The organism is Bradyrhizobium sp. USDA 4011 (assembly GCF_054063415.1).
The window spans coordinates 5,599,501-5,625,360 of sequence record NZ_JBSSGG010000001.1 but is presented as its reverse complement, the minus strand read 5'-3'; the positions used below and the strand labels follow the sequence as shown (position 1 = coordinate 5,625,360).

Annotated in this window: 31 protein-coding genes and 1 tRNA gene; 15 read left to right on the top strand and 17 right to left on the bottom strand. The window is 64.0% G+C overall.

The window, feature by feature from the left end; all coding sequences use genetic code 11:
- Positions 1–375: 375 nt before the first annotated feature.
- The 3 genes from ACVW1C_RS26450 to uvrB all read left to right on the top strand — a co-directional run bounded on the left by ACVW1C_RS26450 (position 376) and on the right by uvrB (position 3,828).
- Positions 376–600, top strand: coding sequence for a hypothetical protein (locus ACVW1C_RS26450; protein WP_456760905.1), 225 nt, complete (start codon positions 376–378; stop codon positions 598–600).
- Complete coding sequence (locus ACVW1C_RS26445) at positions 597–803, top strand: hypothetical protein (RefSeq protein ID WP_456760904.1); 207 nt, start codon at positions 597–599, stop codon at positions 801–803. The genes ACVW1C_RS26450 and ACVW1C_RS26445 overlap by 4 nt, the downstream gene beginning before the upstream one ends.
- A 112-nt stretch (positions 804–915) precedes the next feature.
- Positions 916–3,828 (top strand): excinuclease ABC subunit UvrB, encoded by a 2,913-nt coding sequence (gene uvrB, locus ACVW1C_RS26440; protein ID WP_456760903.1) that lies wholly within the window; start codon positions 916–918, stop codon positions 3,826–3,828.
- Positions 3,829–4,443: 615 nt separating this feature from the next.
- Here the strand turns inward: uvrB and ACVW1C_RS26435 are convergent.
- On the bottom strand, positions 4,444–5,751 hold the full coding sequence (locus ACVW1C_RS26435) for a hypothetical protein (protein ID WP_456760902.1): 1,308 nt from the start codon (positions 5,749–5,751) through the stop codon (positions 4,444–4,446).
- Positions 5,752–5,816: 65 nt separating this feature from the next.
- On the opposite strand from ACVW1C_RS26435, the gene ACVW1C_RS26430 reads away from it, so the two are divergent.
- Positions 5,817–6,584, top strand: a complete 768-nt coding sequence (locus ACVW1C_RS26430; protein WP_456760901.1) for a DpnI domain-containing protein — start codon at positions 5,817–5,819, stop codon at positions 6,582–6,584.
- Positions 6,585–6,593: 9 nt separating this feature from the next.
- Complete coding sequence (locus ACVW1C_RS26425) at positions 6,594–6,875, top strand: hypothetical protein (RefSeq protein WP_456760900.1); 282 nt, start codon at positions 6,594–6,596, stop codon at positions 6,873–6,875.
- 44 nt (positions 6,876–6,919) lie between these two features.
- Here ACVW1C_RS26425 and ACVW1C_RS26420 read toward each other — a convergent pair whose 3' ends face one another.
- The 4 genes from ACVW1C_RS26420 to ACVW1C_RS26405 form a co-directional block, all read right to left on the bottom strand.
- Positions 6,920–7,420, bottom strand: a complete 501-nt coding sequence (locus tag ACVW1C_RS26420; RefSeq protein WP_456760899.1) for a GNAT family N-acetyltransferase — start codon at positions 7,418–7,420, stop codon at positions 6,920–6,922.
- 37 nt (positions 7,421–7,457) lie between these two features.
- On the bottom strand, positions 7,458–7,844 hold the full coding sequence (locus ACVW1C_RS26415; protein WP_456760898.1) for a hypothetical protein: 387 nt from the start codon (positions 7,842–7,844) through the stop codon (positions 7,458–7,460).
- 145 nt (positions 7,845–7,989) lie between these two features.
- Complete coding sequence (locus ACVW1C_RS26410; RefSeq protein ID WP_456760897.1) at positions 7,990–8,181, bottom strand: hypothetical protein; 192 nt, start codon at positions 8,179–8,181, stop codon at positions 7,990–7,992.
- An 80-nt stretch (positions 8,182–8,261) separates the two neighbouring features.
- Positions 8,262–8,501: a hypothetical protein gene (locus ACVW1C_RS26405; RefSeq protein WP_456760896.1), complete on the bottom strand. Its 240-nt coding sequence runs from the start codon at positions 8,499–8,501 to the stop codon at positions 8,262–8,264.
- A 352-nt stretch (positions 8,502–8,853) separates the two neighbouring features.
- Between ACVW1C_RS26405 and ACVW1C_RS26400 the strand changes: the two genes are divergently transcribed.
- From ACVW1C_RS26400 to ACVW1C_RS26375, 6 genes are all read left to right on the top strand, one after another.
- Positions 8,854–9,297, top strand: coding sequence for a nuclear transport factor 2 family protein (locus ACVW1C_RS26400; RefSeq protein ID WP_456760895.1), 444 nt, complete (start codon positions 8,854–8,856; stop codon positions 9,295–9,297).
- A gap of 125 nt (positions 9,298–9,422) precedes the next feature.
- On the top strand, positions 9,423–9,683 hold the full coding sequence (locus ACVW1C_RS26395) for a hypothetical protein (RefSeq protein WP_456760894.1): 261 nt from the start codon (positions 9,423–9,425) through the stop codon (positions 9,681–9,683).
- A 200-nt stretch (positions 9,684–9,883) separates the two neighbouring features.
- The gene (locus ACVW1C_RS26390; RefSeq protein ID WP_171947760.1) at positions 9,884–10,318 is read left to right on the top strand and encodes a nuclear transport factor 2 family protein; all 435 of its coding nucleotides are present in this window, start codon (positions 9,884–9,886) and stop codon (positions 10,316–10,318) included.
- A gap of 218 nt (positions 10,319–10,536) precedes the next feature.
- On the top strand, positions 10,537–11,490 hold the full coding sequence (locus ACVW1C_RS26385) for a hypothetical protein (protein WP_456760893.1): 954 nt from the start codon (positions 10,537–10,539) through the stop codon (positions 11,488–11,490).
- 153 nt (positions 11,491–11,643) lie between these two features.
- Entirely contained in the window at positions 11,644–12,066 is a 423-nt protein-coding gene (locus ACVW1C_RS26380; protein ID WP_223969771.1) for a hypothetical protein, read from the top strand.
- Between the two features lie 228 nt (positions 12,067–12,294).
- Entirely contained in the window at positions 12,295–12,435 is a 141-nt protein-coding gene (locus tag ACVW1C_RS26375) for a hypothetical protein (RefSeq protein WP_173640867.1), read from the top strand.
- Positions 12,436–12,530: 95 nt separating this feature from the next.
- Here the strand turns inward: ACVW1C_RS26375 and ACVW1C_RS26370 are convergent, their stop codons facing one another.
- The 3 genes from ACVW1C_RS26370 to ACVW1C_RS26360 form a co-directional block, all read right to left on the bottom strand.
- Entirely contained in the window at positions 12,531–12,674 is a 144-nt protein-coding gene (locus ACVW1C_RS26370) for a hypothetical protein (RefSeq protein WP_016841369.1), read from the bottom strand.
- Between the two features lie 208 nt (positions 12,675–12,882).
- On the bottom strand, positions 12,883–13,365 hold the full coding sequence (locus ACVW1C_RS26365) for a MaoC family dehydratase (RefSeq protein WP_456760892.1): 483 nt from the start codon (positions 13,363–13,365) through the stop codon (positions 12,883–12,885).
- 8 nt (positions 13,366–13,373) lie between these two features.
- Positions 13,374–13,832 carry a MaoC family dehydratase gene (locus ACVW1C_RS26360; protein WP_173640865.1) on the bottom strand — a complete coding sequence of 153 codons (459 nt, stop codon included), beginning with the start codon at positions 13,830–13,832 and terminating at the stop codon, positions 13,374–13,376.
- Positions 13,833–14,152: 320 nt separating this feature from the next.
- Between ACVW1C_RS26360 and ACVW1C_RS26355 the strand changes: the two genes are divergently transcribed.
- Together ACVW1C_RS26355 and ACVW1C_RS26350 are read left to right on the top strand one after the other, a co-directional pair.
- Positions 14,153–14,449 carry a DUF4282 domain-containing protein gene (locus ACVW1C_RS26355; protein ID WP_092126096.1) on the top strand — a complete coding sequence of 99 codons (297 nt, stop codon included), beginning with the start codon at positions 14,153–14,155 and terminating at the stop codon, positions 14,447–14,449.
- Between the two features lie 155 nt (positions 14,450–14,604).
- Positions 14,605–14,748 (top strand): hypothetical protein, encoded by a 144-nt coding sequence (locus tag ACVW1C_RS26350; protein ID WP_173640864.1) that lies wholly within the window; start codon positions 14,605–14,607, stop codon positions 14,746–14,748.
- Between the two features lie 120 nt (positions 14,749–14,868).
- Here the strand turns inward: ACVW1C_RS26350 and ACVW1C_RS26345 are convergent, their stop codons facing one another.
- The 6 genes from ACVW1C_RS26345 to ACVW1C_RS26320 form a co-directional block, all read right to left on the bottom strand.
- On the bottom strand, positions 14,869–15,549 hold the full coding sequence (locus ACVW1C_RS26345) for an AAA family ATPase (RefSeq protein ID WP_456760891.1): 681 nt from the start codon (positions 15,547–15,549) through the stop codon (positions 14,869–14,871).
- Between the two features lie 181 nt (positions 15,550–15,730).
- Complete coding sequence (locus ACVW1C_RS26340; RefSeq protein WP_456760890.1) at positions 15,731–16,057, bottom strand: hypothetical protein; 327 nt, start codon at positions 16,055–16,057, stop codon at positions 15,731–15,733.
- A 202-nt stretch (positions 16,058–16,259) separates the two neighbouring features.
- Complete coding sequence (locus tag ACVW1C_RS26335; RefSeq protein ID WP_456760889.1) at positions 16,260–16,544, bottom strand: hypothetical protein; 285 nt, start codon at positions 16,542–16,544, stop codon at positions 16,260–16,262.
- 208 nt (positions 16,545–16,752) lie between these two features.
- Positions 16,753–16,829 (bottom strand) — tRNA-His (locus ACVW1C_RS26330).
- Between the two features lie 187 nt (positions 16,830–17,016).
- Positions 17,017–17,454 (bottom strand): phasin, encoded by a 438-nt coding sequence (locus ACVW1C_RS26325; protein ID WP_456760888.1) that lies wholly within the window; start codon positions 17,452–17,454, stop codon positions 17,017–17,019.
- 282 nt (positions 17,455–17,736) lie between these two features.
- Positions 17,737–18,135, bottom strand: coding sequence for a phasin family protein (locus tag ACVW1C_RS26320; protein WP_456760887.1), 399 nt, complete (start codon positions 18,133–18,135; stop codon positions 17,737–17,739).
- Between the two features lie 363 nt (positions 18,136–18,498).
- Between ACVW1C_RS26320 and ACVW1C_RS26315 the strand changes: the two genes are divergently transcribed.
- Positions 18,499–22,395 (top strand): PAS domain-containing protein, encoded by a 3,897-nt coding sequence (locus ACVW1C_RS26315; protein ID WP_456760886.1) that lies wholly within the window; start codon positions 18,499–18,501, stop codon positions 22,393–22,395.
- A 362-nt stretch (positions 22,396–22,757) separates the two neighbouring features.
- Positions 22,758–23,585 carry a metallophosphoesterase family protein gene (locus ACVW1C_RS26310; RefSeq protein ID WP_456760885.1) on the top strand — a complete coding sequence of 276 codons (828 nt, stop codon included), beginning with the start codon at positions 22,758–22,760 and terminating at the stop codon, positions 23,583–23,585.
- Here ACVW1C_RS26310 and ACVW1C_RS26305 read toward each other — a convergent pair.
- The 3 genes from ACVW1C_RS26305 to ACVW1C_RS26295 form a co-directional block, all read right to left on the bottom strand.
- A complete protein-coding gene (locus ACVW1C_RS26305) occupies positions 23,524–24,009 on the bottom strand; it encodes a cyclic nucleotide-binding domain-containing protein (RefSeq protein ID WP_456760884.1) in 486 nt (161 codons plus the stop codon). The two genes, ACVW1C_RS26310 and ACVW1C_RS26305, sit on opposite strands and share 62 nt — an antisense overlap.
- Before the next feature lie 397 nt (positions 24,010–24,406).
- Complete coding sequence (locus tag ACVW1C_RS26300) at positions 24,407–24,547, bottom strand: hypothetical protein (RefSeq protein WP_456760883.1); 141 nt, start codon at positions 24,545–24,547, stop codon at positions 24,407–24,409.
- A complete protein-coding gene (locus ACVW1C_RS26295; protein ID WP_456760882.1) occupies positions 24,544–25,821 on the bottom strand; it encodes a vWA domain-containing protein in 1,278 nt (425 codons plus the stop codon). Before ACVW1C_RS26295 ends, ACVW1C_RS26300 begins: the two co-directional genes overlap by 4 nt.
- Positions 25,822–25,860: the final 39 nt, after the last annotated feature.

Below are 25,860 nucleotides of genomic sequence, written 5' to 3'. Positions count from 1 at the left end.
TTGGGTTGAATCGGCTTGCCGCGATTTCAGGCCACCTCTCCCCGTCGGGGAGAGGTCGGATTGCTCTCGGCGATGCGAAGCATCGTCCGGTGCAATCCGGGTGAGGGCGCTTGCTCTCTCGATAAACCGTAACCCCTCACCCGATTTGCTGCGCAAATCGACCTCTCCCAAGGGAGAGGTGAACATTCGATGCCGCTCGAGCTTGACCTAATCTCATCATGCGTTAGGGCGTTGGTGCGGTTCGCCTGAAGAAACCGCGTCAAACAAAAAGCTGGAACTCCTTGGCCCGTTGGAAATAAACCGCGCGACTTGTGATCTGGTTCACATTAGGCGCCGCGCGCCCATGCTTCCTATGAGAACGGGCACGAGGTCGCCATGATTTACAGCGGTTTTGAGATCAAGTCGTTCGAGATGGGGAAGGGGCAATGGCACGCCAGGATTCAACGGGTCGATCAAAGGCCGGTCGTCATCGATGGCATGCCGTTTCCGATGCTCGACATCGGCTTTGCGTGGTCCGATCCGGATGCGGCGATCGACGACGCGAAGCGGACTATCGACCGGTTCCCACCACGATATGGCATGACAATGCCGTCGGAGTGACCGGCAACGTCGTGGTCGCGATCGTCCCGCAATGCGAGCCGGATCCGGTCTGGCCGGCGCAGGTCAGCACCAGCTGCCCGGAATGCGCCGCCCCGCTCTCGCTGCTGCGCGTCATCCCTGGTCGCGCCGCCGAATACTGGACCATGCGCTGCGACGGCTGCGGCGGGATCCATCTCGACATCGTCGACCTGCCGCGCGCCTGACGGCCGCGACGGCGCCGGCTGCTGACACCCTGCTGTCAGCAGCCTCATCTGTGCACCAATCCAGCGGTCGATTGCCCTTTTCTCGCTGCCGGACTCGTCCCATATTCCCGGCATGGCGAAGACACCGAACACTCCGAAAAAGCCCGGCAAATCTCCCAAATCCAAGGCACACCGGCCCGACGTCCAACCGATCGGACCGGCGCTGGCTGAGTTGCTCAATCCCGCGATCAACCGCGGCGATGCCGGCATGGGTTCGGGCACCGGCCTGCAGCCGCCGCCGGACAATTCCTGGGACCGTCGCGCCGGCGGCGAGGCCGCCGCGCATCGCGCGCGGGCGTCGACGCGCGAGACCAGCGTGGACGTCGCCAGGCGCGACGCGTCCGGCCTCGAGGAAGCGCCGCAGGCCAATTACGGCACCTCGGCCACCATCCCGACGCTCGATCCGGAACTGGCGCGGCAGCTCGGCCTGCCGACCGCCGAGGACGATGACGAGGCCCTCGCCCGCCCGCCGCGCAGCAAGATGGAGGCGCTCGGCGTCAAGGCGACCGCCGACGCGCTGGAAAACCTGATCCGCGACGGCCGCCCGGAATTCCGCAGGGATGACGGCTCGATGCGGGTGTGGACCCCGCACCGGCCGCCGCGCCCGGAGAAATCCGAAGGCGGCGTGCGGTTCGAGATCAAGTCCGCCTACGAACCCAAGGGCGACCAGCCCACCGCGATCGCGGAGCTGGTCGAGGGCATCAACCGCAACGACCGCACCCAGGTGCTGCTCGGCGTCACCGGCTCGGGCAAGACCTACACGATGGCCAAGGTGATCGAAGCGACGCAGCGCCCGGCGCTGATCCTGGCGCCGAACAAGACGCTGGCCGCGCAGCTCTATGGCGAGTTCAAGAGCTTCTTCCCCGACAACGCGGTCGAGTATTTCGTCAGCTATTACGACTACTACCAGCCGGAGGCCTACGTTCCGCGCACCGACACCTACATCGAGAAGGATTCCTCGATCAACGAGCAGATCGACCGCATGCGCCATTCGGCGACGCGCGCGCTGCTCGAGCGCGACGACGTCATCATCGTCGCCTCGGTGTCCTGCATCTACGGTATCGGCTCGGTCGAGACCTACACCGCGATGACCTTCGCGCTGAAGAAGGGCGAGCGCATCGACCAGCGGCAGCTGATCGCCGACCTGGTCGCGTTGCAATACAAGCGCACCCAGGCCGACTTTACCCGCGGCACCTTCCGCGTCCGCGGCGACGTGATCGACATCTTCCCGGCGCACTATGAAGACCGCGCCTGGCGCGTGAACCTGTTCGGCGACACCATCGAGACCATCGAGGAGTTCGATCCGCTCACCGGCCACAAGCAGGACGAGCTCGAATTCATCAAGATGTACGCCAATTCGCACTATGTGACGCCGCGCCCGACGCTGGTGCAGGCGATCAAGTCGATCAAGAGCGAATTGAAGATGCGGCTCGACCAGCTCAACGACCAGGGCCGCCTGCTGGAGGCGCAGCGGCTGGAGCAGCGCACCACCTTCGATCTCGAGATGATGGAGGCGACCGGAAGCTGCGCCGGCATCGAGAACTATTCGCGCTACCTCACCGGGCGCCGCCCCGGCGAGCCGCCGCCGACGCTGTTCGAATACGTGCCCGACAACGCGTTGATCTTCGCCGACGAGAGCCACGTCACCGTGCCGCAGATCGGCGCCATGTTCCGCGGCGACTTCCGCCGCAAGGCGACCTTGGCCGAATACGGCTTCCGCCTGCCCTCCTGCATGGACAACCGCCCGCTCCGCTTCGAGGAATGGGACATGATGCGGCCGCAGACGGTGGCGGTGTCGGCGACGCCGAGCGGCTGGGAGATCAACGAGTCCGGCGGCGTGTTCGTCGAGCAGGTGATCCGCCCGACCGGACTGATCGATCCGCCGGTCGACATCCGCCCGGCCCGTACGCAAGTGGACGACCTCGTCGGCGAGGTCCGCGCCACCGCGGCCGCAGGCTATCGCTCGCTGATCACGGTGCTGACCAAGCGTATGGCGGAGGACCTCACCGAATATCTGCATGAGCAGGGCATTCGCGTCCGCTACATGCACTCCGATATCGACACCATCGAGCGCATCGAGATCATCCGGGATCTCAGGCTCGGCGCGTTCGACGCGCTGGTCGGCATCAATTTGCTGCGCGAGGGCCTCGACATTCCCGAATGCGCGCTGGTCGCGATCCTCGACGCCGACAAGGAAGGTTTTCTGCGCAGCGAGACCTCGCTCATCCAGACCATTGGCCGCGCCGCGCGCAACGTCGACGGCAAGGTGATCCTCTATGCGGATCAGATGACCGGCTCGATGGAGCGCGCCATCGCCGAGACCAACCGCCGCCGCGAGAAGCAGGTCGAGTACAACGAGGCCCACGGCATCACGCCGGAGAGCGTCAAGAAGTCGATCGGCGACATCCTCAACTCGGTCTACGAGCGTGACCATGTGCTGGTCGAGATCGGCGACGGCGGCATGGCCGACGACGTGATCTCGATCGGACACAATTTCGAGGCCGTGCTGAACGACCTCGAAACACGGATGCGCGAGGCCGCGGCCGATCTGAACTTCGAGGAAGCTGCCCGGCTCCGCGACGAGGTCAAGCGGCTGCGCGCCACCGAGATGGCCGTGGTCGACGACCCGACCGCCAAGCAGCGCAACGTGCAGAGGCAGGCCGGCGCCTATGCCGGCACCAGGAAATACGGCGACTCCGCCAACCTGCCGGTCGCCGCGCTGAAGAACAAGCCCGCGCAGACCTCGCTCAAGGCGAGCCGCGGCGGCAAGTCCGGCTCACGGGTGCACAAGCCCGATCTCGACGAGATGCACGGCCCGGAATCGCTGCCCTTCCGCCCGGGCGGCGCGCTGCCGGCAAAGCCGTTCGGCACGACGAGCCGCATCATCCAGCCGACCGACTCCCGGCAGTCGGGGCCGGAGTTCGGGCCGGCACCGCGGTCGAGCGGGGGAGCGCCGGGCAAGCGCGGCGGGTGGAAGAAAAGGTAAGGCACTAAGCCCACCCGAAATGATTTCTGGCTCGTCCCACAAGCATTTCATGCTGTGAGCGGTCCCTCGCCAACTTCGCTGCGTTAACCAGAGGGTAAAGAGGTGCGCCGAAATCGAAATAGAGAGCATCCCTCCGTTCCAAGTAGTCCAAGACGATTAGAGATTCCAAACTCCATCCGGATCGAACAAAGTGTGAGAGATAGTCGCTTGCACGCGGCAATCCATTGATTGAGTCCGTTCTGATCGCGAGAAGCAGATTTAGATATCCAATCGAAATACCTTTGCGGCGTTGGAGCTTGCGTGCCAACTCCAAAGTTTCACGCACGACCTTCTCCGGCGATCGCTTTGCTTCCTGTAACGACTGTCTCCGCGCGTTCAGCTCAAGGGTCCCCCCACCACGCAGCAAAATATGCCTCGGCCCGCCGGGGCCCCTCCCTGTCTGAGAAATCAGACCTCCAATGACGGTGCTTTTTCCTGTCGTGCCTTCGCCGAGGATAGCCCACAATCTAACTCTGAAAGCGTCGGCCATGTTTGTTCTCCCCAAGATTTCTAGTATTCGTCAATTCCGATAATCGCTTCTCTCACAACGAAATTGCAGCGAAGACGCAGCTCCAACTAAGCATTCAGACAATGAACAACGTACTCCGACATCCAATCCCACATCGCTCGAAGATGATCGGATGAAGGAGCAAAATTTGGAGAGTGGACGTATCGGTTCAAGGTATCAGCAGAGAGAAGCTGATCATGCTGCGGAAACTTGCTGAGAAGCTGAGAATATTTCTGATCAATCTTACCGTTCGCTTGCAAGTCTTGGGCAACCTTCAGCACCCGCTTAGCAAGAGCATCGCTCGATGCAATCGTCGCCAGTTTCGTTTGCTCAATGTAGTTCTCAGTGGCAAGTTCTACGAGCACTCGAAACAGAACCGAAACAGCATTCGGGTGATCACTTAGGTTCAGATGGAATTGCAATTCTTCCCATATTGCCCTATGCCGCTGAAGCCTTCCGGCCCACGCGATCGGATACACCGCATTTGGTATGAGCGCAGTTCTAGTTTGCGGCTTCGCAACACGCGTTGGTCGGGTTAGCGCCGGCCTTTCGGTGGCTTGTCTTGGCTCCTGTTTTGACGCGAGCGAATTTGCCGCCGTGGGCAGCAGTCCCTCGCTTTCCAAGCGATCCAAATAAGAGCGTTTCGCGTCGACGTCCCAGATGTCGCCCAGAACTACATATCGATTTGCAAGGTCATCCGCTATACGCCTAAGTGCTCGAAGCACAACTGGCTCATCGTGCGTGAATTCAAACTTCCCTCGAGCACCCGTGAAACCAACTCGGTTGCGAAACGCTTCCGCAGATAACAGTCGATTCAAATTGGAGCGCGGAATCTTCTTGTGAGGCAGCATCGACGCCTCACCAAGCCGCCTTTCGACTTCATCCGCGACATTGAAACCTCCACCCATCCCAGTACGATTGACGAAGTTCGACTTCATCCGATCGTCCCAGGTGGATTGGCCTACCCCTCCCTGACTCCCCGTGTGCCGACGGAACAGAATGTCGTCTATTCGGTCACGATCTGTCTCCACCTGACACTCGATCGTTGAAGGAAAGTCACCGCGCCATCTAGAGCGTTGCTCGGAAAAGAAGTCCTGCAACTCGGTTGTTGGAGCTCTTCTCGGCTTCTCCAAGAGCTTCAAACAGGTCATTCGACGATTACCATCGAACAACACAAACTGCTGTCCGTCGGGAAAGACGAGCGGCGGCTCGAATACCTGAGCATTCGCGACAATATCTTTGGCGAGATTTCGCATGTGCAATTCGAAGTTGTTGAATAGCCACGCTATGGCAGCCGTTTCATTTTCGAGCTCTCCATGTCGGTCATTGGCGCGATTAATTGCAAGCGAATCGAGTGACAAATATCGATAGCTCATTGTCCTTACCCCTTAGGCCATTATACTCCTACTCTCCCGCTGGTTGTATAGCCGCAAAAAGTACTATGAAACTCGGCTTCGAAGAATCGCAAACGTCCTACACTAGTGGCTCGCAAAGCGCTCGCGCCTGGACTGAGGCCTGGGTCAAGGCTTGGGCCTATTGTCCGCATTGCGGCACCGCGAAGATGTCGCAATTTCCCAACAACAGCCCGGTGGCCGACTTCTTGTGTGGATCGTGCAGCGAGGAGTTCGAGCTAAAAAGCCAGAAAGGAAAGTTCGGCCCGAAGGTCGCTGATGGCGCCTACAAGACGAAATGTGAGCGCCTTGCCGCGAGCAACAATCCCAACCTTCTACTGATGAACTACGATCTGAAGACGTTTGCGGTCGTCAATTTGCTGATTGTCCCGAAGCACTTCTTCGTGCACGACATCATCGAGGAGCGGAAGCCGCTGGCTGCGACAGCCCGGCGCGCTGGGTGGGTCGGGTCCAATATCCTGCTCGGGAAGATCCCGGAGTCGGGGAAAATCCGCATCGTCCAGAACGGCATCATTCGCGACAAGGAGCTTGTTCTTGCGGAATGGCAGAAGACGCTCTTTCTCAGAGATCAATCGCTGGAGTCGCGGGGCTGGCTACTCGACGTGATGAAATGCGTTGAATCGCTGGGCAAGCGCGACTTTACCCTTGGCGAAGTCTATGCCTTTGAGCGCCATCTTGGCGATCTATATCCAGGCAATCAAAACGTCCGGCCGAAGATACGCCAGCAGCTTCAATTCTTGCGTGACCAAGGGTTTATCGAATTTCTGACGCGAGGAAATTATCGCCTGAAATCCTGAGGAGTCGACATGGCCTGGTTTCTCAATTTCTACAAGTGTGATTGTTGCCGACGTCGATGGACGGATGAATGGTCGTGCGCATGTGACGACGAATGCCCTCATTGCGGCGCACGCGACATGACGCCGATCAGGAGTGAAGACCTGACCGAGCTCATCGAAGAGGAAGGCAGCGAATTCGTCGTGATACGTTCACCCGATACGGCGGAGCATGATCCCGATTATGAAGAAATCGGACGCTTTCCCACGCGCGCACAGGCGGAGGAGTTTCTGGCCTCTACCGAGCAGGACTAGCTTTCAAGCGGCATCGTCGAACGCGTCGGACCTTGCTTAACCGATCATTTGAGATCGAATGCTCTATGATAGCTGACATCCCCCTTCGGCGCCCCGCCCTTCATCACGAGCCGCTGCAAGTACCGGCTTCGCTTGTCGCCATAGGTCAGCGCGCGATCATCGAGGAAGCCGAAGCGACGGTAGTACGCGGGATCGCCGAGCACGACGCAGCAATCGGCCCCGAGCGCAGCAAGCCGGATGAGTCCCTCACAAATCAGCGCGCTGCCGATTCCGACCCGTTGCAGCTCCGGTGCGACCGAGACCGGGCCGAGGCCGTACCAGCGCCCGGCGGTGCGATCGATCTGCACCGGCGAGAAGGCGACGTGGCCGACGATGCTGCCGTCATCGGATACAGCCGCCAGCGAGATCGTCAGCGCGCCGGCTTGGCGCAGCGCCGCGACGATGCGGGCTTCGGTGCCGCTGCTGTGAGGTGCGTTCGCGAATGCGGCGGCCGTGACGCGGCTGATCGCCGCGGCGTCTTCATCGCGTTCGTCCCTGATCTGCATGCGCGCAGATAAGGCTGATCGGCGGAGCGGCGCAAGCTCAGCCCACACTGACGACCGCGACCGCCAGCAGCGACATCATGATCATCGTGGTCATGAGTTGCAGCGAGACGCCGGGCTGGCTCCGCCATTGCGCGATCTTCTCGGACAACGACAGGCTGGCGTCGAAGAACATCGGCGCGTAGGCGTGCGCGAACCGCTTTGGAAATCTTGCCGCAAGCAATGGCGAGATCGCGGCAGAGAGTAGCGAGGCCAGCACGACAAAGATCGCGGCGCCATAACGTTCGCCGACGATCTCACGGGCGCCGAGGATCTTCAGCACCAGCACGGCGGCGGCGAAGGTCGGCAGGCCCTGGAGGATAGCGGTGAGCGCAAAGCCTTCGAGCCGGTTCTGCGCTGAAGATTTCGGTGCGGCGATGGCATTCATGGCGGCGATCCCTTCTCAATCGGGTGATCCGATGCCGCCACGCTAGCCGCGCGCCCGCGCCTGCGGCGTGACGCAGGTCACGCCGACCCGCGTCGTCCCGGCGTTCGCCGGGACGACGGCGGAATATGCCGCGCCGCCTCGCGCCCTACCCGGACCGCCTGTTGCTGGTGTTCTGAATCAGATTGCCGTGCGCGGCCTGCTCGCGGATGTTGTGCTTCTCGTCGTCGCGATGGCCCTTGGTGGTGTCGAGGGGAACGCCGGGGGCGCTGCCGGGGCCCTTGTGGCTTTTGTTGTCGTCGGGAACGGGCTGGATGGTCTTGTTCAGTGGCTTCGTCATCATCGTCTCCGGTACGCAACGAGACAACGCCGCCCGTGCGGGCGGCGTTCCCGGAATGAGACCTTGCAACTGGTCGGGCCTTACAGCTTTTCCTGCTGCGAGGGCTGCGCCTGCTGCTGTTGGCGCTGACGTTCCTGCTCCTTGGCGTGATGGCGGCCGTAGAGGCATCCGGCGGCAGCGCCGAGCATGCCGTGGTGGCCCGCATAATGACCCGCGACACCGCCGACGACCGCGCCCTTGATGCAGCCCTTGGCGTCGGCGGGCGAGGTGGCGGCAAGCGCACTGACGGCAATGGCGGACGCGAGAAGAATCGATTTCATGATGCGGCTCCAATGGAATTCTTAAGGCATCAACGGCCGAGCCGCCCCGCCGGTTCCCGCCGCGTCAGGGCCAACGTGAAACGCCCGGGAGTTCTCACGAATTCGCGGCCACCTGCCCCCGCGCTTCACGTCGTCGAGACGCGATCAGTTCAGCTTCATCAGTTCAGTTCCTGCCACGTCGGGATGGCACCCCGGCGCAAGCGCATGCTCGTTGTGCCGCAGTGCACGCTCCGGTTGCCGAACCAAATCACGTCTCGTGCGTCAAACATATGTTTGAGAGTGGAACGCTTCGGTTCACAATGCGGGCCAGGGCCAGTCGAAGGCGAGTCGGACTGAACCGACGGGGTCGAACATGGGCGAGGATTTGAACCGGCAGCGCGTCTTGAACTTCCTCGACGTCTATTATGCCGGCGGCATCGAAGGCGCGCTCGATCGCTGCAGCGACGACGTCGCGTTTCTCCCCAACGCCCCGATCGACATTCTTCCGCATATGGGCCAGCACCGCGGCAAGGCTGCTCTGCGCCAGATGTGGACCACGATCCACGAGCGCTATTCCGACATGCGCTACGAGGCGCCGATGGTGGTGGCCGAAGGCGACAAGGTCGCGGCGCAGCTGCGGGTGTTCTTCCGCAAGCGCAACAACGCCCGCGTCGTGCAGTTCGACGTCGCGGTGTTCTACACGCTGCGCGACGGCAAGATCACCGAGATCCGCGAGATCATCGACACATTCGACCTCGTCCAGCAGGTGCTGGAGCGTGATATCGCAGCGGCGCTGACCGGGCAGAACGCGGACTAGCTCGCGGAACACGGGGCAACGGATGGCAGCGCCCCCGCCCCGCAAATTCGCAACGCCAGCGTTGAACCTCGAAGGCCCGGCGCTGACCTATCACTGGGCTTGTTGCGGTCGGGGCTGACATCACCATGAAAATCGCATTGCTCGCTGTGCTTGGCCTTGCACTGGGCGCTCTTGGCGGCGCCGCGCTCGGCATCGGAGCCGGGCTCACCTGGATCGGACTGGCCAAAACCTCAGGTCTCGACAGCGGAACGCTGGTGTTTTTCACCTTCATGCCGCTCGGCGCCGCGATCGGCGGCATCGGCGGCGCGCTATTGTTCGCGGTGGTGGCGATCCGCGACGCCGAGATCGTGATCGAGCGGCAGCCGCTGCGGCAGCGCGACCGCTGAATTGTGGTGACAAGCGGGCGGTCACATTCCGGTCAAGGCCGGTGCAATTGTGCATTGCAAAAAAGTCATTTGCGTTTTGGCCGTTCCGCCCTATTTGAGGCCGTAATCGTAATAGTGACGTGCAGCAACCTGGCAGGGCGTCGACGCTGACCGCCTGCCATTCGTTTGCTTTGAAAATCCAGTTTCAGGACGAGACCAAAATGACAGAGCACAGCCTCTGGCGTTTTTCGCGCGCGTTGCATCGCGCGATCAACGAACGCCAGCTTGCAGACATCGAGCCGCTGCTCGATGACGAGGTCGAATGGGCCATCTACGGGCCGATCGACCTGTTTTCCTTCTTCGGCTCGCGCCGCGGCAAGGCCGCCGTGCTCGAGGTGATCAGGCAGATCGGCGAGAACCTGAGGGTTCACCGCTTCGATCGGGAGTCCATCATGCTGGGCGCGGATTCCGCGGCCTCGATGCTGCGCTATTCGCTGACGGCATTGGACTCCAACAAGCCGATCTCGCTCAGGATCGCGCATTTCGCGCAGTTCAAGGCCGGCAAGCTCACGAGCTTCCGCGTGCTGGTCGACAGTTTCGACCTGGTCGAGCAGACCGTCGGTTACCCGATCCATCTGCCGCGCATCGCGGTCTGACGGGCCTGCGATTTCACGCCTTCGTCATGTCCGGGGCCGCGCCTTCGTCAAGGCGCCCCGGCCGCTGCGGCCTGTTTTGCCAGCCCCGAACGGCCGCGCCCGGGACGTTTGTCCCGGACATGACGATCACGCGTTGATCAGTTGCCTTCGCAGCGCCGTTGCCACAATTTTGCGCCGAGAAAACCGCATGTTGCGGCGCTGGAATTTGCGGGCTGGGAATGACTTCTACATCACGATTTGGCTGGACAAGGCTGCCGGTGCTGGCGGCCGGCTTCAGCGTGGCGATAGCGGTTTCGGCCACGGCGCAGACCTCGCCATGGGCGATCGCTCCCGCCGCGCAAGAAACCGCGAAAGACACCCCCGCTGACGATGCCGAGGCTGCGGCCGACCCGGCGCCGCCGGCAGCCGATGCCAATGACGCCGACATCCTGAAGGACATCGACCAGAGCAAGCTCGACTGGAGCCAGCTCGATACCGACTCCACCAGCCTGCCCACGCTGGCGCCGAAGAGCGCGGCCAAGCGCAGCGCCGTCGCCGGCAACGATCCGTCCTGGTCGACCAACAACAACGCCAACGGCTCGTCGGCGGTGTCGGTCAAGCAGTCGGTCTCGCCGTTCCTCGACACCCGCATCGGCGCCGACATGACGGTCGCCAAACAGGGCACGATGACGACCTCGGAGCAATTGTCGGAGCGGCTCGCCAATGGCGGCAGCCTCCCGCAATCCGGCGGCTCGGCCTGGGCTTCGATCTCGACGGGTGGCGTGGCTTCGATCTGGGACAAGACCTCGGTCGAGGCGCGGGTCGATCCGGGCGCCGACCAGAGCAAGGTCGGCACCTCGCTCAGCAAATCGGTGCCGCTGTCGGAGCAGTATTCGCTGACCTTGCAGAGCGGCTACAATTTGATCCAGCAGGGCGTGGTGCCGGTGCCCGGCGTCGACGGCCATCCGTCGCGCAGCTACGATACCGATCAGTCGGCGCGCCTGTCCGTTACCGACACCGGCACCAGCATCACCGCCGGCCAGACGCTGTCGACCGCCGAGGACCGATGGCTGCGCCGGGTCGGCGCCGAGCAGAAGCTGTTCGACGGCGTCACCATCTCGGGCTCGGTCGGCGAGACCCCCCAGGGTACGATCAACAAGAGCATCGGCGCCGGCTACAGGCGCTCATGGTGAACGATCTGTTAGCCCTGTCGCGCTAATGATCAGGCATTGCCCCAACTTGGCCCAGATGCGGTCAAATTCGGCGGCACTGATAGGTCCGTAACTTCATCAATTCGTCGTGCGGGGGACAAGCCGCGCTTCGCTATTGCGACCAGGGGAAAGCCGATGAACGCCACCAACCGTACCGAGGAAGCCGAAGCCGAAACGACGTCCGAGGTCGATTCCAACCTTGCTGCAGTCTCGGAAGTCGAAGCCGGCATCCGCGACTTCGTGCGCAACGACATCGCCTATCTGCGCCGGCCGGTGGCGAGCCCGGAGACCGCGCCGACCGACACCAATACCGATGCCACTGTCAGCAACGTCAACTCGCTGATCCAGCGCGTCGCCGGCACCTCGCTCGCCGAGATCGAGAAGCTGATCGGCGAGCTCGAGAGCCTGCGCGACCTGCTGCATGCCGAGGGCCAGCGCGTCCAGCGCGAGATCTCCGGCTATGCCCAGCTGAGCCAGGCCGCGATGAAGTCGACGCGCATGATCGCCGACAACGTCTCGCAGTGGAAGCGCGCCGCCGACGGCCTCCGCAACAGCTGATCCCGATCAGTTTTCCAGACTGATGGCCGCCGCCTCCCGAACAGGGGGCGGCGGCTTGGTTTTGCGTGGGCCGATTCAGCGCAGAACGATTCGTTATTCGGCGCGCTGTAAACTCCGCGGCGTCAATTCTTGCAGAAGCCGATTTGAACTTGAGATGCCGAGCCCGCGTTCAATCCGGAATTCGCGTCCGGACCGCGCCTTGGCGGGGCGTCCATTTGGAGAGAATACATGCAGAGCGTCCGGCCGGATAACGCCGCCGATCCGATCCCGCTGCGCCAGCCGCAGCAGGGCATCGGCACGATCATGATCCGGTTCCTCGGCATCCTGGCAGCCGCGACCGTCGTGATGGTGCTGATCTGGAATCGTTGAATTTCGGGATCGGGAGAAGTGTGACGCAGCCTGCCGACGGGTCACATTGAAAAGCGCGAATGCGCGCTACAGCGCCGAGGGTTACAGACGGTCGATCAGCGATCGATGCTCGCGGTGGTCTCGAAGGAATAATTGCCGTCGGCAAAGCCCTTCACGACCATTCCGGTGGCCAGCATCACGACAACCGTCACCGTCGCAAAGATAATGCCGACGAGTTTCAGCGCACTGCGATCTGCCATAGTCGTCCCCAGGTGTTCGGCCCAAGTTTTCGGCCCACGTGCCAGGCCAAGTGTTCGCCCAAGTGCTCATGCCCCCGGCCATAAGGCAGGGACAAAGGTTCAAAATGCGTTAGCAAAAAATGAGTTCCACGCAACGCACAACTACGTCGGCAGCAGAAGTAGCTGCCGACCATGGCGTCCGTGCAACATCAGAGGCGCTGGGGCAACATCAGGAACCGGTTTTCCGGCGCGGCACGAAGGCGGTCGCGAGGAACGAGAACACCACCTCATTGCGCTGATTGACGCCGGTGTTGCGCGCCTGAAGGATACCCCATTCCGGCCGTTTCTCGGACGTCCGCTTGGTCTCGATCTGGTTGGTGAAGCTGATGGTGTCGCCGGCCAGCACCGGGCGGATCCAGCGCAGCTCACGGAAGCCCGGCGAGGGTCCCCAGACCGCGACCGTCTCGCCGCGGGCGGCGGCTTCCGCGGCGAGCCGCTTGCCGTCGGCGACGAGCAGCTTCATGCACACGCTCGCGACGTGCCAGCCCGATGCGGCGAGCCCGCCGAACAGCGACTTGCGCCCCGCCTCCTCGTCGAGATGGAAGCGCTGCGGATCGAACTGCGCGGCAAACCGCTTGATGTCCTCGGCGGTAAAGGTGAATGAGCCGAACTCGCGCCGTGCGCCGATCTCGATGTCTTCAAAAAAGCGCATGATGTCTCCTATGCGCTCGCAGCGTCACGGCGGCTGATCATGATCGGCGCCTCCATCTCGCACAGCATCTCGCCGCGCGCGTTGCGGATCGTGCTCTTGAAGGTGACGATGCCGGTCTCGGGGCGGCTCTTCGAGACGCGCGCTTCAATGACATCGACATCCAGCGTCAAATCGTCGCCCGGACGCAGCGGCGCCACCCAGCGCATCTCGTTGACCCCGGGCGCGCCGAGCGATGCGGTGCGGCCGATGAAGCCGTCGAACAGCATCCGCATCATCAGCGAGCCGAGATGCCAGCCCGAGCCCGACAGGCCGCGGAGCATGGATTTCTTCGCCGCCTCCTCGTCGAGATGCATCGGCTGCGGGTCGAACTCGGCGGCAAAGGCCAGGATTTCCTCGCGCGAAACATGGCGCGGGCCGAACGTGCCGAAACGGCCGGGCTTGAAGTCTTCGAAGGTCAGCGTGGTCATTGGGTGAGGATATGCTGGAGGGAAGCCCGATTGTGGCCGTTATTTGCAGCAATCACAACCAGCCCACTCGCATAGCTCGCCCCTGGACTGCCGGCGCCCGGTCCCGGGCCTGGCTTTGGCGAGACTGATTGGGCTTCTGCGTTATCGATCCCTCTGGGTGCGGAGGCGCTTTGACGCCGCCCCGAACCATTGGCCCGGCGAAACGCCTCGTCCTGTCGGAGCCTGCTGCGCAGGCTGCCGGGACGAAGTGATCACGCCGGGGGTGACGCAGTAGGATGAACGAGACGCGAATCATATTTCGGCTGGCCGGGAGAACCATGATGTTCGATTTCCAGGATCTGTTTCAGTGGGACCGCTTCATCACGCCCACGATCATCAAGACGTTCTACTGGCTGGTGATCGCGGTCATCGTGCTGTTCGGGATCTCCGGCATCCTGTGGAGCCTCACCGCGATGGCGATCAGCCCGTTCGTCGGCTTCATCCAGTTGCTCGCGTCGATCGCCAGCATCTTCGTCGGCATCGTGTTGTCGCGCATCGCCGCCGAGTTCATCCTGATCGTGTTCCGGATCAACGAGCATCTCGGCGCGATCCGCGATCGGGATGGAGGCATGCACTGAGGCTTTGGGCCTCCCGCCGGATGCAGCCCGCCGCCCGGGCTGTGGTTAATCCGAAGTAGCACCCGCGCGCAAATGCCCGCGAAATTCCGAGCGGGATATTAAAACCGCTCGCATATCAGTCTCCGCATTGCGCTTAAGGCCAACGCGGGGGCGTCGTGAATTCGAGGAATGGTTTTATTGCCGTGAGGCCGGGTCAGCCGGGCTTTACGACCGAGGATATTCTTTGGGCCGTCGGCATCTGGTCGGTGATCCTGACCCTGGCGCCGGTGATCGTTTTTTATCTGCTGATGGTGGCGTAACGCCATCCATCGCGTGATCGCCAAAGCCAACGAGGCAATCTGCGATTGCCTCGTTGCCTCAACACGCAAAAAACGCGCGAGTGCCGCGCGTTCTTTCCAGTTCGAACCAAAGCGGCGTTGTTACGCCGCCTGCTTGTGCATCGCGCCGGACGCCGACGCCGTGCCGCGGATCGCCTTGATCGAGCGTTCGATCGCGGCCCACAGCCGATTGATCTCGGCGGCAGCGCGGCCTTCCGCATAATATTCGCGCGCGCCTTCACCCTGGCCGAGCGCCATCAGAAGGTCGGCGCGGTTGGTGATCTGGCCGCTCCACACCGGTGCGCGGAATTTCGCCAGCGCCTCACGCGCGATCGCGACGATGCGGCTTTCGGCGCCGTCACGCTGTGCAGGCGCGCCGTTGATCACGACGGCGTAGGGCTTGCGCATCGAGCGGCAGGTCTGAATCGTTTCCTGCACCGCGTTGACGTCGAACACGCCGGGCCGCGCCGGAATGATCACCATCGTGGCGTTCTTGATGGAGTCGTCGACCACAGCAGACAAATTCGGCGGCGTGTCGATGAACACCCACTCGATGCCGTCGCGCTTGGCTTGAGAAATGATCCCGCTGACCGAGTTCACCGCCGTCTTGATCGCCGGCTCGTTGGTGCCGCGCAATTTATGCCAGAGCGTCAGCGAGCCCTGCGGATCGGCGTCGATCAGCAGACAGGGCTTCGTTGCCTTGTGCACTTGCGCGGCGAGGTGAGCAGCCAGGGTACTTTTCCCCGAGCCCCCCTTACGCGAAGCGAAAACAATCACGTTCATACGTTGGCCTCCAGATTGACCCCAGGAGGCGAAAATGAATCAGCCCACTGATTCGCGAAAGAAGAAACTTCTTGCAATCCGCAAAGTGGCCAAGATTACCGGTGCATTCTGCTTTTTGAGTCACACTCAACTTATGACACAACCGAAAATGGAAGCGCTAAGCGTTTGATAAGACTCACGCCTAGCGCTTTTCGGCAGTCTTGGCGCGCTGGCGCGCGATCCACTTGCGCTCGATCCAGCCGAGCAATTGCGCCGTCGGTCTCTGCAGGAGCGGGACATCCTGCGCGAACAAAAGGAGTCCGAGCGGCAGCATCCAGAGTCCGAGCACCGGCAGGAAGCTGAAGATGCCGCCGATGATCAGGAGGATCGCGAGCGGAATCCGCACGTAGCGCGATGACGGCTTGCGCAGCCACGCGACGAAGCGTGCCGGCCTTTCCGGAAGCTTGGCTTCGAACCAGGCGAAGTGCCGATCGACCTCTTGCTTGTCGTATTCGCTCACGCGCCTCACTCCATCCGTTCCGTCGCGAAACGGATTCTGCAAACAGCACCAGAGATGATGCTGCGTGACAGCGTCACAAGGCGTCAGTCTGTCGCGCATGACGGTCTTGAAATAGCCGCCGCATGATCCAGCGCGCGCAAGGCGCACACCCGTTCGCGTCAAGACAACGCAGCGGGCTCGCGGCTCTCGCATGCGCGCGATGGGAACAAGATCAGTGGGTGGACTTCTTCGCCTTGTGCGGCTTGGAGACCTTCCGCTTCGCAGGCCGCCGCTCGCTCGCTTCACGCGGCGCGGGATCTGCGCGGAAGAACACGCGGCAGTCCGGCGACAGCTGCGCCCTGTTCCTGATCATGCAGGCCGTGATGCGATCGACATCCGGAATCTCGGGGCTACAAAGCCGGAACGCGTCCGGCGTACAGGCCTGCTGCTGGTCGGGCGTGTAAGCCTCACCCCGGGCCGGCAGCAGCAGCGCGGCAAAGCCGACCGCTGATATCAACGCAAACGAAAAACTCCTTGAACCGGCGGTCCCCATGCGTCCCCCCAAAGGTGTCACTAGGCGTCGTTAAGGCGTCGTTTTGCGGAGTGTGGGTGATGGTACGAGGAAGTGCAAGCGGGCGAGATGACACGCCAATGGCGATCGAGCCGACGGCGATCGATCTTGCGATGGTCTGATCCTGCGATGTGGCGTTGGGTAATCGTGTGGATGGTACAGTTGGGTGGGCTCGAACCACCGACCTCCTGTTCCACAGACAGGCGCTCTAACCAACTGAGCTACAACTGCATCCTGACGCACGGCCCCGCAAAAAGGGGGCGGCGATTTCGGCGGAAACTAGGTGCAACGCCCGCCTTTGGCAAGGCCGTAACGCGCTGATTTCCGCTCTTATCTCGGGCCAATCCACGGCCCCCGTCCAGCAAAAAGGCCCGGACCGCATCGGCCCGGGCCTTCCGCTATCTCATGCCGGCTGCGATCAGGCGGCCGGCTGCTGGTAGAATTTCGAGGCGCTGGCCTTGATCGGCTCGGCGGTCTCGCTGGCGACCTTCTGGCCGAGTTCGGCCAGTTCCTTGGCCTGCGCGGTGTAGGCCTCGAACTGCTTGCGGGCGTGCGAGGTCCACAGCTCGACCGCTTCGGTCGGCGACTTCACGCTGAACAGTTCCTGGGCGAAGTCGAGCGAGGAGGTGGTGTTGGCCTTGAAGAACTCGATCAGCTTGGCCGAATAGGCGGTGGCGCCCTTGTTCATCGAGGTGAATACGGCCTCGACCGTCGAGTTGTGAGTCTCGGCAGCGTCCTTGAACTTGGCGTAGCTGTCGCGGGCCTGCAGCACGCCCTTTTCAGCGAACGCGCGCATCTGCTCGGGAACCTCGAACGGGATGATCGAGGCGGAAAACGGATCGGACGGGTTGGTCATACGTGTAATCCTTCGCAACGGGTGAGTAGATGTGACCATTGCGAACGTCCCGGAGACAGAAAGGCCGGGAACGTTGAAATGGATCACGCTGCCTTGATTCACGGGAGTGCCCTTCGTCGGGCGCGCCTAATAAACACCCATATCATGTCAATTTTGTGCAACGCAACGTGAGATCGCGTGCGGCGCCACATTTTTTATGTGGCGGAATATGGAATTACCGCCTCGACCAGGGTTGGGGCCTGCCACAGTCGGCCTGGGGTCAGCCGTCCCGTCAGCTCCCTGTTAGCTCTTGGGCTTGACCGCATCCATCGCGGCGCGGCTGACCGCCTGGCCCATCTCGCTGGCCTGCTCGGCGAGCGAGCGCATCTGGCCCTGTACATATTCGCTGTGCAGCCGCATCACCTCGGTGAGGTCCTTGGCCTTGAGCAGCGACTGGGCGTAATCCAGCGACGACTGCACGTTCTTCTCCGCGTAGCCGAGCGCCTTGGCGGAAAGATCCTTGGCGCCGGCGCGCATCGTGGCGTTACGCTCCTCGATCTTGCCGGCGGTGTCCCGCGCGTTGGTCACGAACTGCTCGAACGCCTTGCGCGCCTGGTCGAAGTTCGCCTCCGCCATCGACCGCATGTCCTTGGGAATCTCGAACTTGGGCATCTCGAATTGGTCACGCCCGTTGTCGCTCATGGTCGCTCTCCCTCGCTTGATGGTCGGCCCGCCGGTTGGCCTTGCGGGCCCAAGGCAGAATACAAGGTAGAATGGACGGCAGAACATATCGTGGCACGGCGATCGCAGGTGTGACGCGCTGCCGCCCTGGCTCCGCAACACGCTGTCGCAGCCGCCTCTCTCTGCCCGACAACGCCAAACGGCTGTGGATCGTTCAGCCAAGTTAACGTTATCCCGGCTTAAGCCGGGGCACGCTGGCCGCGGACATGGACCTGCAGCCCCCCAGTTGCGATACTAACCTTCTGTTAAGGCTGTCGTCCTGCGGCCGCCGGCGCTCCGGCAAAGCTAAGGAAGAAGCCAAACCATGCGGTCAAATCTTGCGTGATGAGTGACGCGGAATTCCAGATCCAGGCGCTCGGCGATGTGAGGCTGGCGGACCATGCGTCGGGCGCCCTGCCGGCATGGCTGTGGTCGGCCGACGGCGCACGGATTTTGTGGGCCAATCCGGTCGGCGCGCAGGTATTTGGTGCCGCCAATGGCGCCGAGCTGGCGAAGCGCGCCTTCGGTCCAGCCGATCCGCATCGCCGCCAGGTCGCGCGGCTCGGCCCCAGCCTCGACGCAGGCGGCGCGGTGCGGCTGGAGCGGCTGCGCGGCTTTGGCGCGGCGCCCGGCATGCTCGCGACCTGCGGCTGCAGGCGGATTGACCTGCCCGACGGCAGCCACGGCATCCTGATGAGCGCGCTCGATGCCTCGGGTCGCAACATGCCGCTCGCCGAGCGCTTGCTGCGCCTGGTGCAGGGGCTGGCGCGTCCGGCGGCCGCCTTCAACGGCGACGGACTTTTGGTCGCAACCAACGAGGCGGCGCGTTCGCTGCCCAGCCTGCACGATCTCACCGAAGCCGGCCTCGATGCCGCGCGCGACGAAGCGCTGGCGCAGGGCCGCGCGGCGGCGAGCGTTGCGATCGGCCGCGTCGTGCTGCAGCGGATCGGCCGTGGCGCCGATCGCGCGCTGATCGCGCTGATCAAGCCGGCGGCGCATCTCGCCGCCAAACCGGCGGCACGGATCGTGCCCGAGCCGGTTGCGCCGGTAGCGGCAGCAGCGCCACAAGAGGCCGCAGCCATGGAGCAGCCGCCAGCGCCTGCCGCCGTCGAACAGCCAACCGCGCATGAAGAAGCCCCCGCGCCCACGAACGAAGCGCCGGCCAGCTTCACGCTGTTCGATGCGCTCGACCCGCAGTTGGAACAGCGCGTCGCGATCGAGCCGATCGTCAGCGTGACTGAATCCGAGCCTGCGCGCGCGGCTCCATCTCCCGCGTCGGAAGAGATGCACATCGAGACCGCGCCCGTCGCGACCGCGGCATTCGACACCACACCGGACGAAACTCCCGCCGTCGAGGAGCCAATATCGGAAGCGCTCATCGAAGTGCCGATCGAGGCGCAGATCGAAGGGCCCGCGCACCCTGCTCCACCGCTCGCGTCGGCAGAGCTGACGCATGCAGAGCAAACACCGGTCGAGACCACGCCTCTCGACACCGCGCCTGACGAAACTGCCGCGGTCGAGGAACCGTTATCGGAAGCGCTGATCGAGGTGCCCGCTGCGGCACAGGTCGAAGCGCCCGCAGCTGAGCCTGCGCCCGTTCTCGAAGAGACCGCCAACGCGCCAACTCCAGAAGCATCGGCGCCACCGGCCGAGCCCGCCCCCTCGCCTTATGCGATCGCGGATGTGCCACCTCCGCCGCCTGCCACCGAACCAGCGCCCGCGACACTGGCGCCGGCGCCGCCGCCATCCTGGCTCGGCGAACCGTTGCCGGTGCGGCGGCATCCGCTGCGCTTCACGTGGCAGATGGACCATGAGGCGCGCTTCTCGCTCGGCTCCGACGAATTCACCCGCCTGATCGGCCTGCACACTGCGGCAGGCTTCGGCCGTCTCTGGAGCGACATCGCCGAGAGCTTTGGCCTCGATCCCGAGGGCCGCGTCCTCAAGGCGGTCGCCAGCCGCGACACCTGGAGCGGCATCACGCTGCACTGGCCGGTCGACGGCGGCGGCCGGCTGCCGGTCGAACTGTCCGGCCTGCCGGTGTTCGATCGTTCCAGGAATTTCGCCGGCTACCGCGGCTTTGGTGTGTGTCGCGACCTCGACGGGCTTGCGCGACTCGCCGCATTGCGCCGCTATGAGTTCTTCAGCGGCTCGATCGCGCCGCGATCGCTGTCGTCCGATGCTGCGCCGGCGCCGCGCACCGCCGCGCCGCCTGGGCCAGCCGCGCCGCATGATGTTGCTCCGCCACCCGACCCGACCGCAGCACCGCCCGAGGAATTGACCGAGCCGACAGCAGCAGAGACTTCACACCAAGCCGATCCGGATCACGCCGTGGAAACGCCCCAAGAAACGACCGGAGAAGCGAACGGAGGAACGCACGACGTGCGTCACGCCCCGCCGCAGAACGTGGTGCAGTTCCGCCCCGCCGGCGACAACCGGCCGCCGTCGCTGACGCCGGTCGAGAACAACGCCTTCAACGAGCTCGCCCGCCAATTGTCGGCGCGGCTCGAGAGCGAAGCCGGCCTCACCGCGACGGCGAACGAGCGCGCCACCGCGGAGGCGGTTGCCGAGGAGCCGCCCGCCAGCGAACCGCCGCAGGAGGCGGATACGCCGCGGCCGCAAGCGACGGTCGCGGAACTGGAGACGCCGGCCGACCTGCCGAAGGCCGGTTGGCTCGCCGCGACGGAACCTGCACCGCGCGGAGAGTCCCGCCGCGACCGCGCGCTACTCGATCTCTTGCCGGTCGGCATCCTGATCTACCGGCTCGACCGCCTGCTCTATGCCAACCACGCCTTCCTCACCCGCATGGGCTACGACAGCCTGCACGCGCTGGAAGCCGCCGGCGGGCTCGACGCGCTCTATGTCGAACCCGGCGTCTCGCAGGCAAGCAGCACCTCCGGCACCGGCACGCCGGTGACAATCTCCGCGAACCAGAACGCGGACGATGGCGCGCAGTCAGTGTCCGCGGAGGCACGGCTGCACACCATCACCTGGGACGACGATTCCGCGCTGGCGCTGATCTTCTCGCGCACGCTGGACGAAGACGCCGCGGTCTCGGCCGCCCTGTCCGATCCGAAGCCCGAGCCTGCGGCTGCCGCCGAGCCGGTACTCGCGCCACTGCCGCCGCAGGCCGGCCACGCCGACGCGGAGGAGCTCGGCGCGATCCTCGACACCGCGGCCGAAGGCATCATCATGTTCGATGCCGAGGGCAACATCCATTCCTGCAACCGCAGCGCGGAGGCGCTGTTCGGCTATGACGGCGATGAGTTCATCACGCATAATCTCGCCGACCTGTTCGCGCCGGAAAGCCAGCACGGCATCTTCGACTATCTCACGAGCGTGAAATCGGCCGGCGTCGCCAGCCTGCTCGACCATGGCCGCGAGACGCTCGGCCGCGTGCGCCAGGGCGGCATCATCCCGCTGTCGGTGACGATGGGCCGCACCCGCGCCGACGGGCCGAATTTCTTCGCCGTGTTCCGCGATCTCTCGCAGACCAAAAAGAGCGAGCGCGAACTGCGCGAGGCGCGGCGGCTCGCCGAACGCGCGGCGAACGCCAAATCCGACATGCTGGCGCGGATCAGCCACGAGCTGCGCACGCCGCTCAACGCCATCATCGGCTTTGCCGAGGTGATGATCGGCGAGCGCTTCGGTTCGCTCGGCAACGAGCGCTATGTCGAATACATGAAGGATATCCGCGCCTCCGGCGAGCGGGTGATCGCCATCGTCAACGATCTGCTCGACCTGTCGCGGATCGAGACCGGCAAGCTCGACCTCGCCTTCACCAGCCAGAACCTCAACGAGATGGTGGAGAGCTGTGTCGCCGTGATGCAGCCGCAGGCCAATCGCGAGCGCATCATCATCCGCACCTCGCTCGCGCACACGTTGCCGCCGGTGGTCGCCGACGCCCGCGCGCTGCGCCAGATCACGCTGAACCTGATCGGCAACTCGATCCATCTTGCCAATGCCGGCGGCCAGGTGATCGTCTCGACCGCGCTGTCGGATTTCGGCGAGGTGATGCTGCGCGTGCGCGACACCGGCCAAAGCCTCAACGACAACGAGGTCGCCGCCGCGCTCGAGCCGTTCCGGGCGCCTGCGCCGTCCGATCATGCCGGCTCCGGCGCCGTCAGCCTGTCGCTGACCAAGGCGCTGGTCGAAGCCAACCGCGCCAAATTCCAGATCCGCACCGGCGGCCGCACCGGCACGCTGATCGAGATCGTGTTCTCCCACGCCGCCGCGCGGGTCTGAGGGGCGGGCACGCTCCGTTGCCCGCGTTAGGAATGCACTGGCGGAGGGCCTCCCTCCCCCCTTTGCGGGGGAGGGCGGGAAGAGGGGTGGCCACACGGCACCTCTCTCCGTGTAATATTCTTCAACGCCACGCGGCCGAGATTGTGAGACCGACACTCATCTCGATCATCTCGCTCGGGGCCACCCCTCTCCCCACCCTCTCCCACAAGGGGAGAGGGAGCCTGGCCAGCGTGCCTACCTCACTGCGGGAAACTGTCGCGCTTGATCGGCGCGGCACGGCATAAATCTTGCTGCAGTTCCGATTGTTTGAAATTCATTATCTTCCGAACCCAGCCCGCTTTCCGGGCGTCTGGATCTGGCGGATGCGCTGCCTCGTCGTCGCCGACCTGCATTATTCATTGCCGCAGTTCGACTGGCTGCTGGCGGCCGCGCCGCAATTCGATCTGGTGATCTTCGCCGGCGATGCGCTCAACCTCGGCTCGGCGGTCGATTTCCGCGCCCAGATCGTGGTCGTCAAGAAATACCTCGCGCGCCTCGCCGGTCTCACGCGCGTGATCTTCTGCTCGGGCAATCATGATCTCGACGAGCGCAACGCAGAGGGCGAGAAGGTTGCGCGATGGGTCGCCGCCGTCAGGGAATTCGGCGTGGCCTGCGACGGCGACAATCTGACCATCGGCGATACGCTGTTCACGGTGTGCCCGTGGTGGGACGGCCCGATGGTCAAGGCGCGGATCGACGAGCAGCTGCGCGAGGCAGCCGCCATCCCGCACCGCCGCTGGGTCTGGGTGCATCACGCCCCGCCGGCGGATTCCCCGATCAGCTGGGGCGGCAAGCGCTTCTTCGGCGACCTCGAGCTGCTGCGCTGGATCGAACGCCACCACCCGGCGGTGGTGATCTCGGGCCATGTGCATCAATCGCCGTTCATCCCGAACGGCTCGTGGTTCGACCGGATCGGGACGACCTGGGTGTTCAATACCGGCCTGCAGCCCGGCCGGCCGCCGGTCTACATCGTGCTCGATCTCACCCTGGAGCAGGTTTTCTGGCTCGCCGCCGGCGACGCGCAGATCGTCGATCTCAACGCCCCCATGCATCGGCCGGCAACGCCGCTCGGCGAGGCGCCCGACTGGCTCACATCCTTGGATCGGATTGCCGATCCGAGCCTGGCGCGACCTGCATCGGCGGCAGGTTGATCATGCTCTGCAGCACTTCGCTGACCATCGCCAGATGGGTGCCGTGATCGGCATATTGATGCATCAGATCGGCAAGATAGGTCGTGGCGACATGCAGCCGTTGCGCCAGGAGCTGCGCGATCAGCAGCGCCAGCGCAGGCTGCTCCCGCAGGAACGACGCCGCATCGTCGAATTCGTACAGGACGCAGTCGGACGCAGCGCGCACCTTTGCGCTGTGCGGCCTGTCGAGCAGAACACTCATCTCACCGAACACCGCGCCGGGCTCGTCGATTACCGCGACCAGACTGTCGCCCTTCACGACCTCGACCTTGCCCTCCAGCAGCACGAACAGATGACCCGTCTTGCCGCCCTCCTCGATGAAATCCGTGCCGGCCGGCAGGCTGCGCCTGCTCCCGCCGGTGCAGTGATCAAGGATCGCCCGCATGCTGTTTCGCCTCCGTCTGCTGTCAGACTAGGCGGAGATGTGGCCGAGGTGAACGGGATTAGCCGGGCGGTATGCCCAAATTGTCGGCAGGCGTTTGCGGGCGGGAAGTGGCGCGTGGAGGCGTAGGCGTAGTCTCCATGCACTCTTGTGTGAGGGACGCACAGTGCACGGGCTCCCTCCCCCCCTTGCGGGGGAGGGTTGGGGAGAGGGGTAGCCGCACGACGGACTCCCGATGCCCAACTCGCTCCAACACCATACGGTCGAGATTGTGAGACCGACCTTCAACTCGAACATCTCGCCCGCGGCTTACCCCTCTCCCCACCCTCCCCCGCAAGGGGGGAGGGAGCCTGAGAGGCGTGCTCACCTCACGCGCGAGCGGCGCTGGGCAGCGGCGCCCCTACTGCCTGATCTCCAGCGTCTGGCGCTTGCCGGCGGCGATCGAGAACGGCTTTTCCGCCTTCTGGCCGTCGGCATAGGTGGCGACCGCGACATAGTCGCCGGCGCTGAGCGCAACGTTGGTGGTCGCCTCATAGCTCACCGAGACGCGCTTGCGCTCGTCATTGATGTCGCGCTCGGTGCTGAGGATGTCGATCTCCTGGCGCCGTCGGCCTTGATCCCGACCACGCCGGCGTTGAGGTTGACGTTGATCCGGGTCGGCGCGCCGGACTTTACCTCGGCGCGCACCGTCGCCTTGGCCTCGCCGACCACCGCGGTCACGTCGTAGCTGCCGCTCGGCAGATCGAACCTGGATTCGGCGTCATATTCCTGCGCGACCTTCTCGCCCTCATCGCCGTTGGCCTTGGCCGGCTGGTAGACCGCGACCACGATGTCCTTCTCGACCTTCGGGCCGCCCTCGGCATAGGTCGAGGTCACGATCAGCTTGCCGACATCGAGGGTGAGCTGGACGTTACTCGAATCGCCGGCGGCGACCACGAACGGCTTGCTGGTCTTCGACTGCCCCTTGGTCAGGGTCAGCGTATAATTGCCCGCGGCGAGCACGAAGCGCGGCACCGCGTCGTATTCCTGCGCGACCAGTCTGCCGCCCTTGTCGGAGACCTGCCAGACCACGTCGTCGACCTTGCCCGCACGGCCGGCCACCGCGCCCTCGCTGGTGACGTAGCCGGCGTCGAGAATGACGTCGAGCATCGCGGGCTTGCCGTTCTCGACCTTGAGCGCAAACTCGCGCTTGAGCTGCCGGTAGCTCACCTCCACGATGTAATCGCCGGGCGCGACGTTGTCGGCGAACGGCGCACCGTAGAAGGTGTTGACGTGCTCGCCCTTCTCGCCTCCGGCGCGCTTGTAGACGCCCCAGTTGACGTCCTCGTCGCTGATCGGATCGAGCCCTTCGGCGAGCCGTGCCACGCCGCGAAGGTTCTTGCCGAGATAGCGATCGGCGGCCGCCGGCTTCGGCGGCGCCTCGCTTGCGACCTTGGTGCCTTGCGTCGCCGCCACCGCCTTGGTCAGTGCGCCGGTCAGGCTCGCGGCGTTGCCGGCATCGAGATAGACGCCGCCGGTCGCGCGCGCGATGCATTGCAGCTGGCTCTTCGCCGCGGGATCGGCGACGTCGAGGCCGATGACATGGGCGGTGAAGCCGATGCCGGCCTTCTTCAGCTCGGCCGCGGCCGCGCACGGATCCGGCGCGCAGGTCTCGATCCCGTCGGAGACCAGGATCACATTGGCCTTGTTCTCGGTCGAGTGCAGCGCCTCGGCGGCGGCACGGAGCGAATCCGAGATCGGCGTCTTGCCCTTCGGGTTGATGCCGTCGATCGCGGCCTTGATCCGCGCCGGATCGAACTTGCTGACCGGCACCATCAGCTCGATGTCCTTGCAGTCACCCTTCGAGCGGTGGCC

Excerpts from the sequence above, each read along its gene's own strand:
- ACVW1C_RS26450 (WP_456760905.1), top strand. The coding sequence starts at position 376 with ATGATTTACAGCGGTTTTGAGATCAAGTCGTTCGAGATGGGGAAGGGG.
- uvrB (WP_456760903.1), top strand. The coding sequence starts at position 916 with ATGGCGAAGACACCGAACACTCCGAAAAAGCCCGGCAAATCTCCCAAA.
- ACVW1C_RS26435 (WP_456760902.1), bottom strand. The coding sequence starts at position 5,751 with ATGAGCTATCGATATTTGTCACTCGATTCGCTTGCAATTAATCGCGCC.
- ACVW1C_RS26430 (WP_456760901.1), top strand. The coding sequence starts at position 5,817 with ATGAAACTCGGCTTCGAAGAATCGCAAACGTCCTACACTAGTGGCTCG.
- ACVW1C_RS26425 (WP_456760900.1), top strand. The coding sequence starts at position 6,594 with ATGGCCTGGTTTCTCAATTTCTACAAGTGTGATTGTTGCCGACGTCGA.
- ACVW1C_RS26420 (WP_456760899.1), bottom strand. The coding sequence starts at position 7,420 with ATGCAGATCAGGGACGAACGCGATGAAGACGCCGCGGCGATCAGCCGC.
- ACVW1C_RS26415 (WP_456760898.1), bottom strand. The coding sequence starts at position 7,844 with ATGAATGCCATCGCCGCACCGAAATCTTCAGCGCAGAACCGGCTCGAA.
- ACVW1C_RS26410 (WP_456760897.1), bottom strand. The coding sequence starts at position 8,181 with ATGACGAAGCCACTGAACAAGACCATCCAGCCCGTTCCCGACGACAAC.
- ACVW1C_RS26405 (WP_456760896.1), bottom strand. The coding sequence starts at position 8,501 with ATGAAATCGATTCTTCTCGCGTCCGCCATTGCCGTCAGTGCGCTTGCC.
- ACVW1C_RS26400 (WP_456760895.1), top strand. The coding sequence starts at position 8,854 with ATGGGCGAGGATTTGAACCGGCAGCGCGTCTTGAACTTCCTCGACGTC.
- ACVW1C_RS26395 (WP_456760894.1), top strand. The coding sequence starts at position 9,423 with ATGAAAATCGCATTGCTCGCTGTGCTTGGCCTTGCACTGGGCGCTCTT.
- ACVW1C_RS26390 (WP_171947760.1), top strand. The coding sequence starts at position 9,884 with ATGACAGAGCACAGCCTCTGGCGTTTTTCGCGCGCGTTGCATCGCGCG.
- ACVW1C_RS26385 (WP_456760893.1), top strand. The coding sequence starts at position 10,537 with ATGACTTCTACATCACGATTTGGCTGGACAAGGCTGCCGGTGCTGGCG.
- ACVW1C_RS26380 (WP_223969771.1), top strand. The coding sequence starts at position 11,644 with ATGAACGCCACCAACCGTACCGAGGAAGCCGAAGCCGAAACGACGTCC.
- ACVW1C_RS26375 (WP_173640867.1), top strand. The coding sequence starts at position 12,295 with ATGCAGAGCGTCCGGCCGGATAACGCCGCCGATCCGATCCCGCTGCGC.
- ACVW1C_RS26370 (WP_016841369.1), bottom strand. The coding sequence starts at position 12,674 with ATGGCAGATCGCAGTGCGCTGAAACTCGTCGGCATTATCTTTGCGACG.
- ACVW1C_RS26365 (WP_456760892.1), bottom strand. The coding sequence starts at position 13,365 with ATGCGCTTTTTTGAAGACATCGAGATCGGCGCACGGCGCGAGTTCGGC.
- ACVW1C_RS26360 (WP_173640865.1), bottom strand. The coding sequence starts at position 13,832 with ATGACCACGCTGACCTTCGAAGACTTCAAGCCCGGCCGTTTCGGCACG.
- ACVW1C_RS26355 (WP_092126096.1), top strand. The coding sequence starts at position 14,153 with ATGTTCGATTTCCAGGATCTGTTTCAGTGGGACCGCTTCATCACGCCC.
- ACVW1C_RS26345 (WP_456760891.1), bottom strand. The coding sequence starts at position 15,549 with ATGAACGTGATTGTTTTCGCTTCGCGTAAGGGGGGCTCGGGGAAAAGT.
- ACVW1C_RS26325 (WP_456760888.1), bottom strand. The coding sequence starts at position 17,454 with ATGACCAACCCGTCCGATCCGTTTTCCGCCTCGATCATCCCGTTCGAG.
- ACVW1C_RS26320 (WP_456760887.1), bottom strand. The coding sequence starts at position 18,135 with ATGAGCGACAACGGGCGTGACCAATTCGAGATGCCCAAGTTCGAGATT.
- ACVW1C_RS26315 (WP_456760886.1), top strand. The coding sequence starts at position 18,499 with ATGAGTGACGCGGAATTCCAGATCCAGGCGCTCGGCGATGTGAGGCTG.
- ACVW1C_RS26310 (WP_456760885.1), top strand. The coding sequence starts at position 22,758 with ATGCGCTGCCTCGTCGTCGCCGACCTGCATTATTCATTGCCGCAGTTC.
- ACVW1C_RS26305 (WP_456760884.1), bottom strand. The coding sequence starts at position 24,009 with ATGCGGGCGATCCTTGATCACTGCACCGGCGGGAGCAGGCGCAGCCTG.
- ACVW1C_RS26295 (WP_456760882.1), bottom strand. The coding sequence starts at position 25,821 with ATGGTGCCGGTCAGCAAGTTCGATCCGGCGCGGATCAAGGCCGCGATC.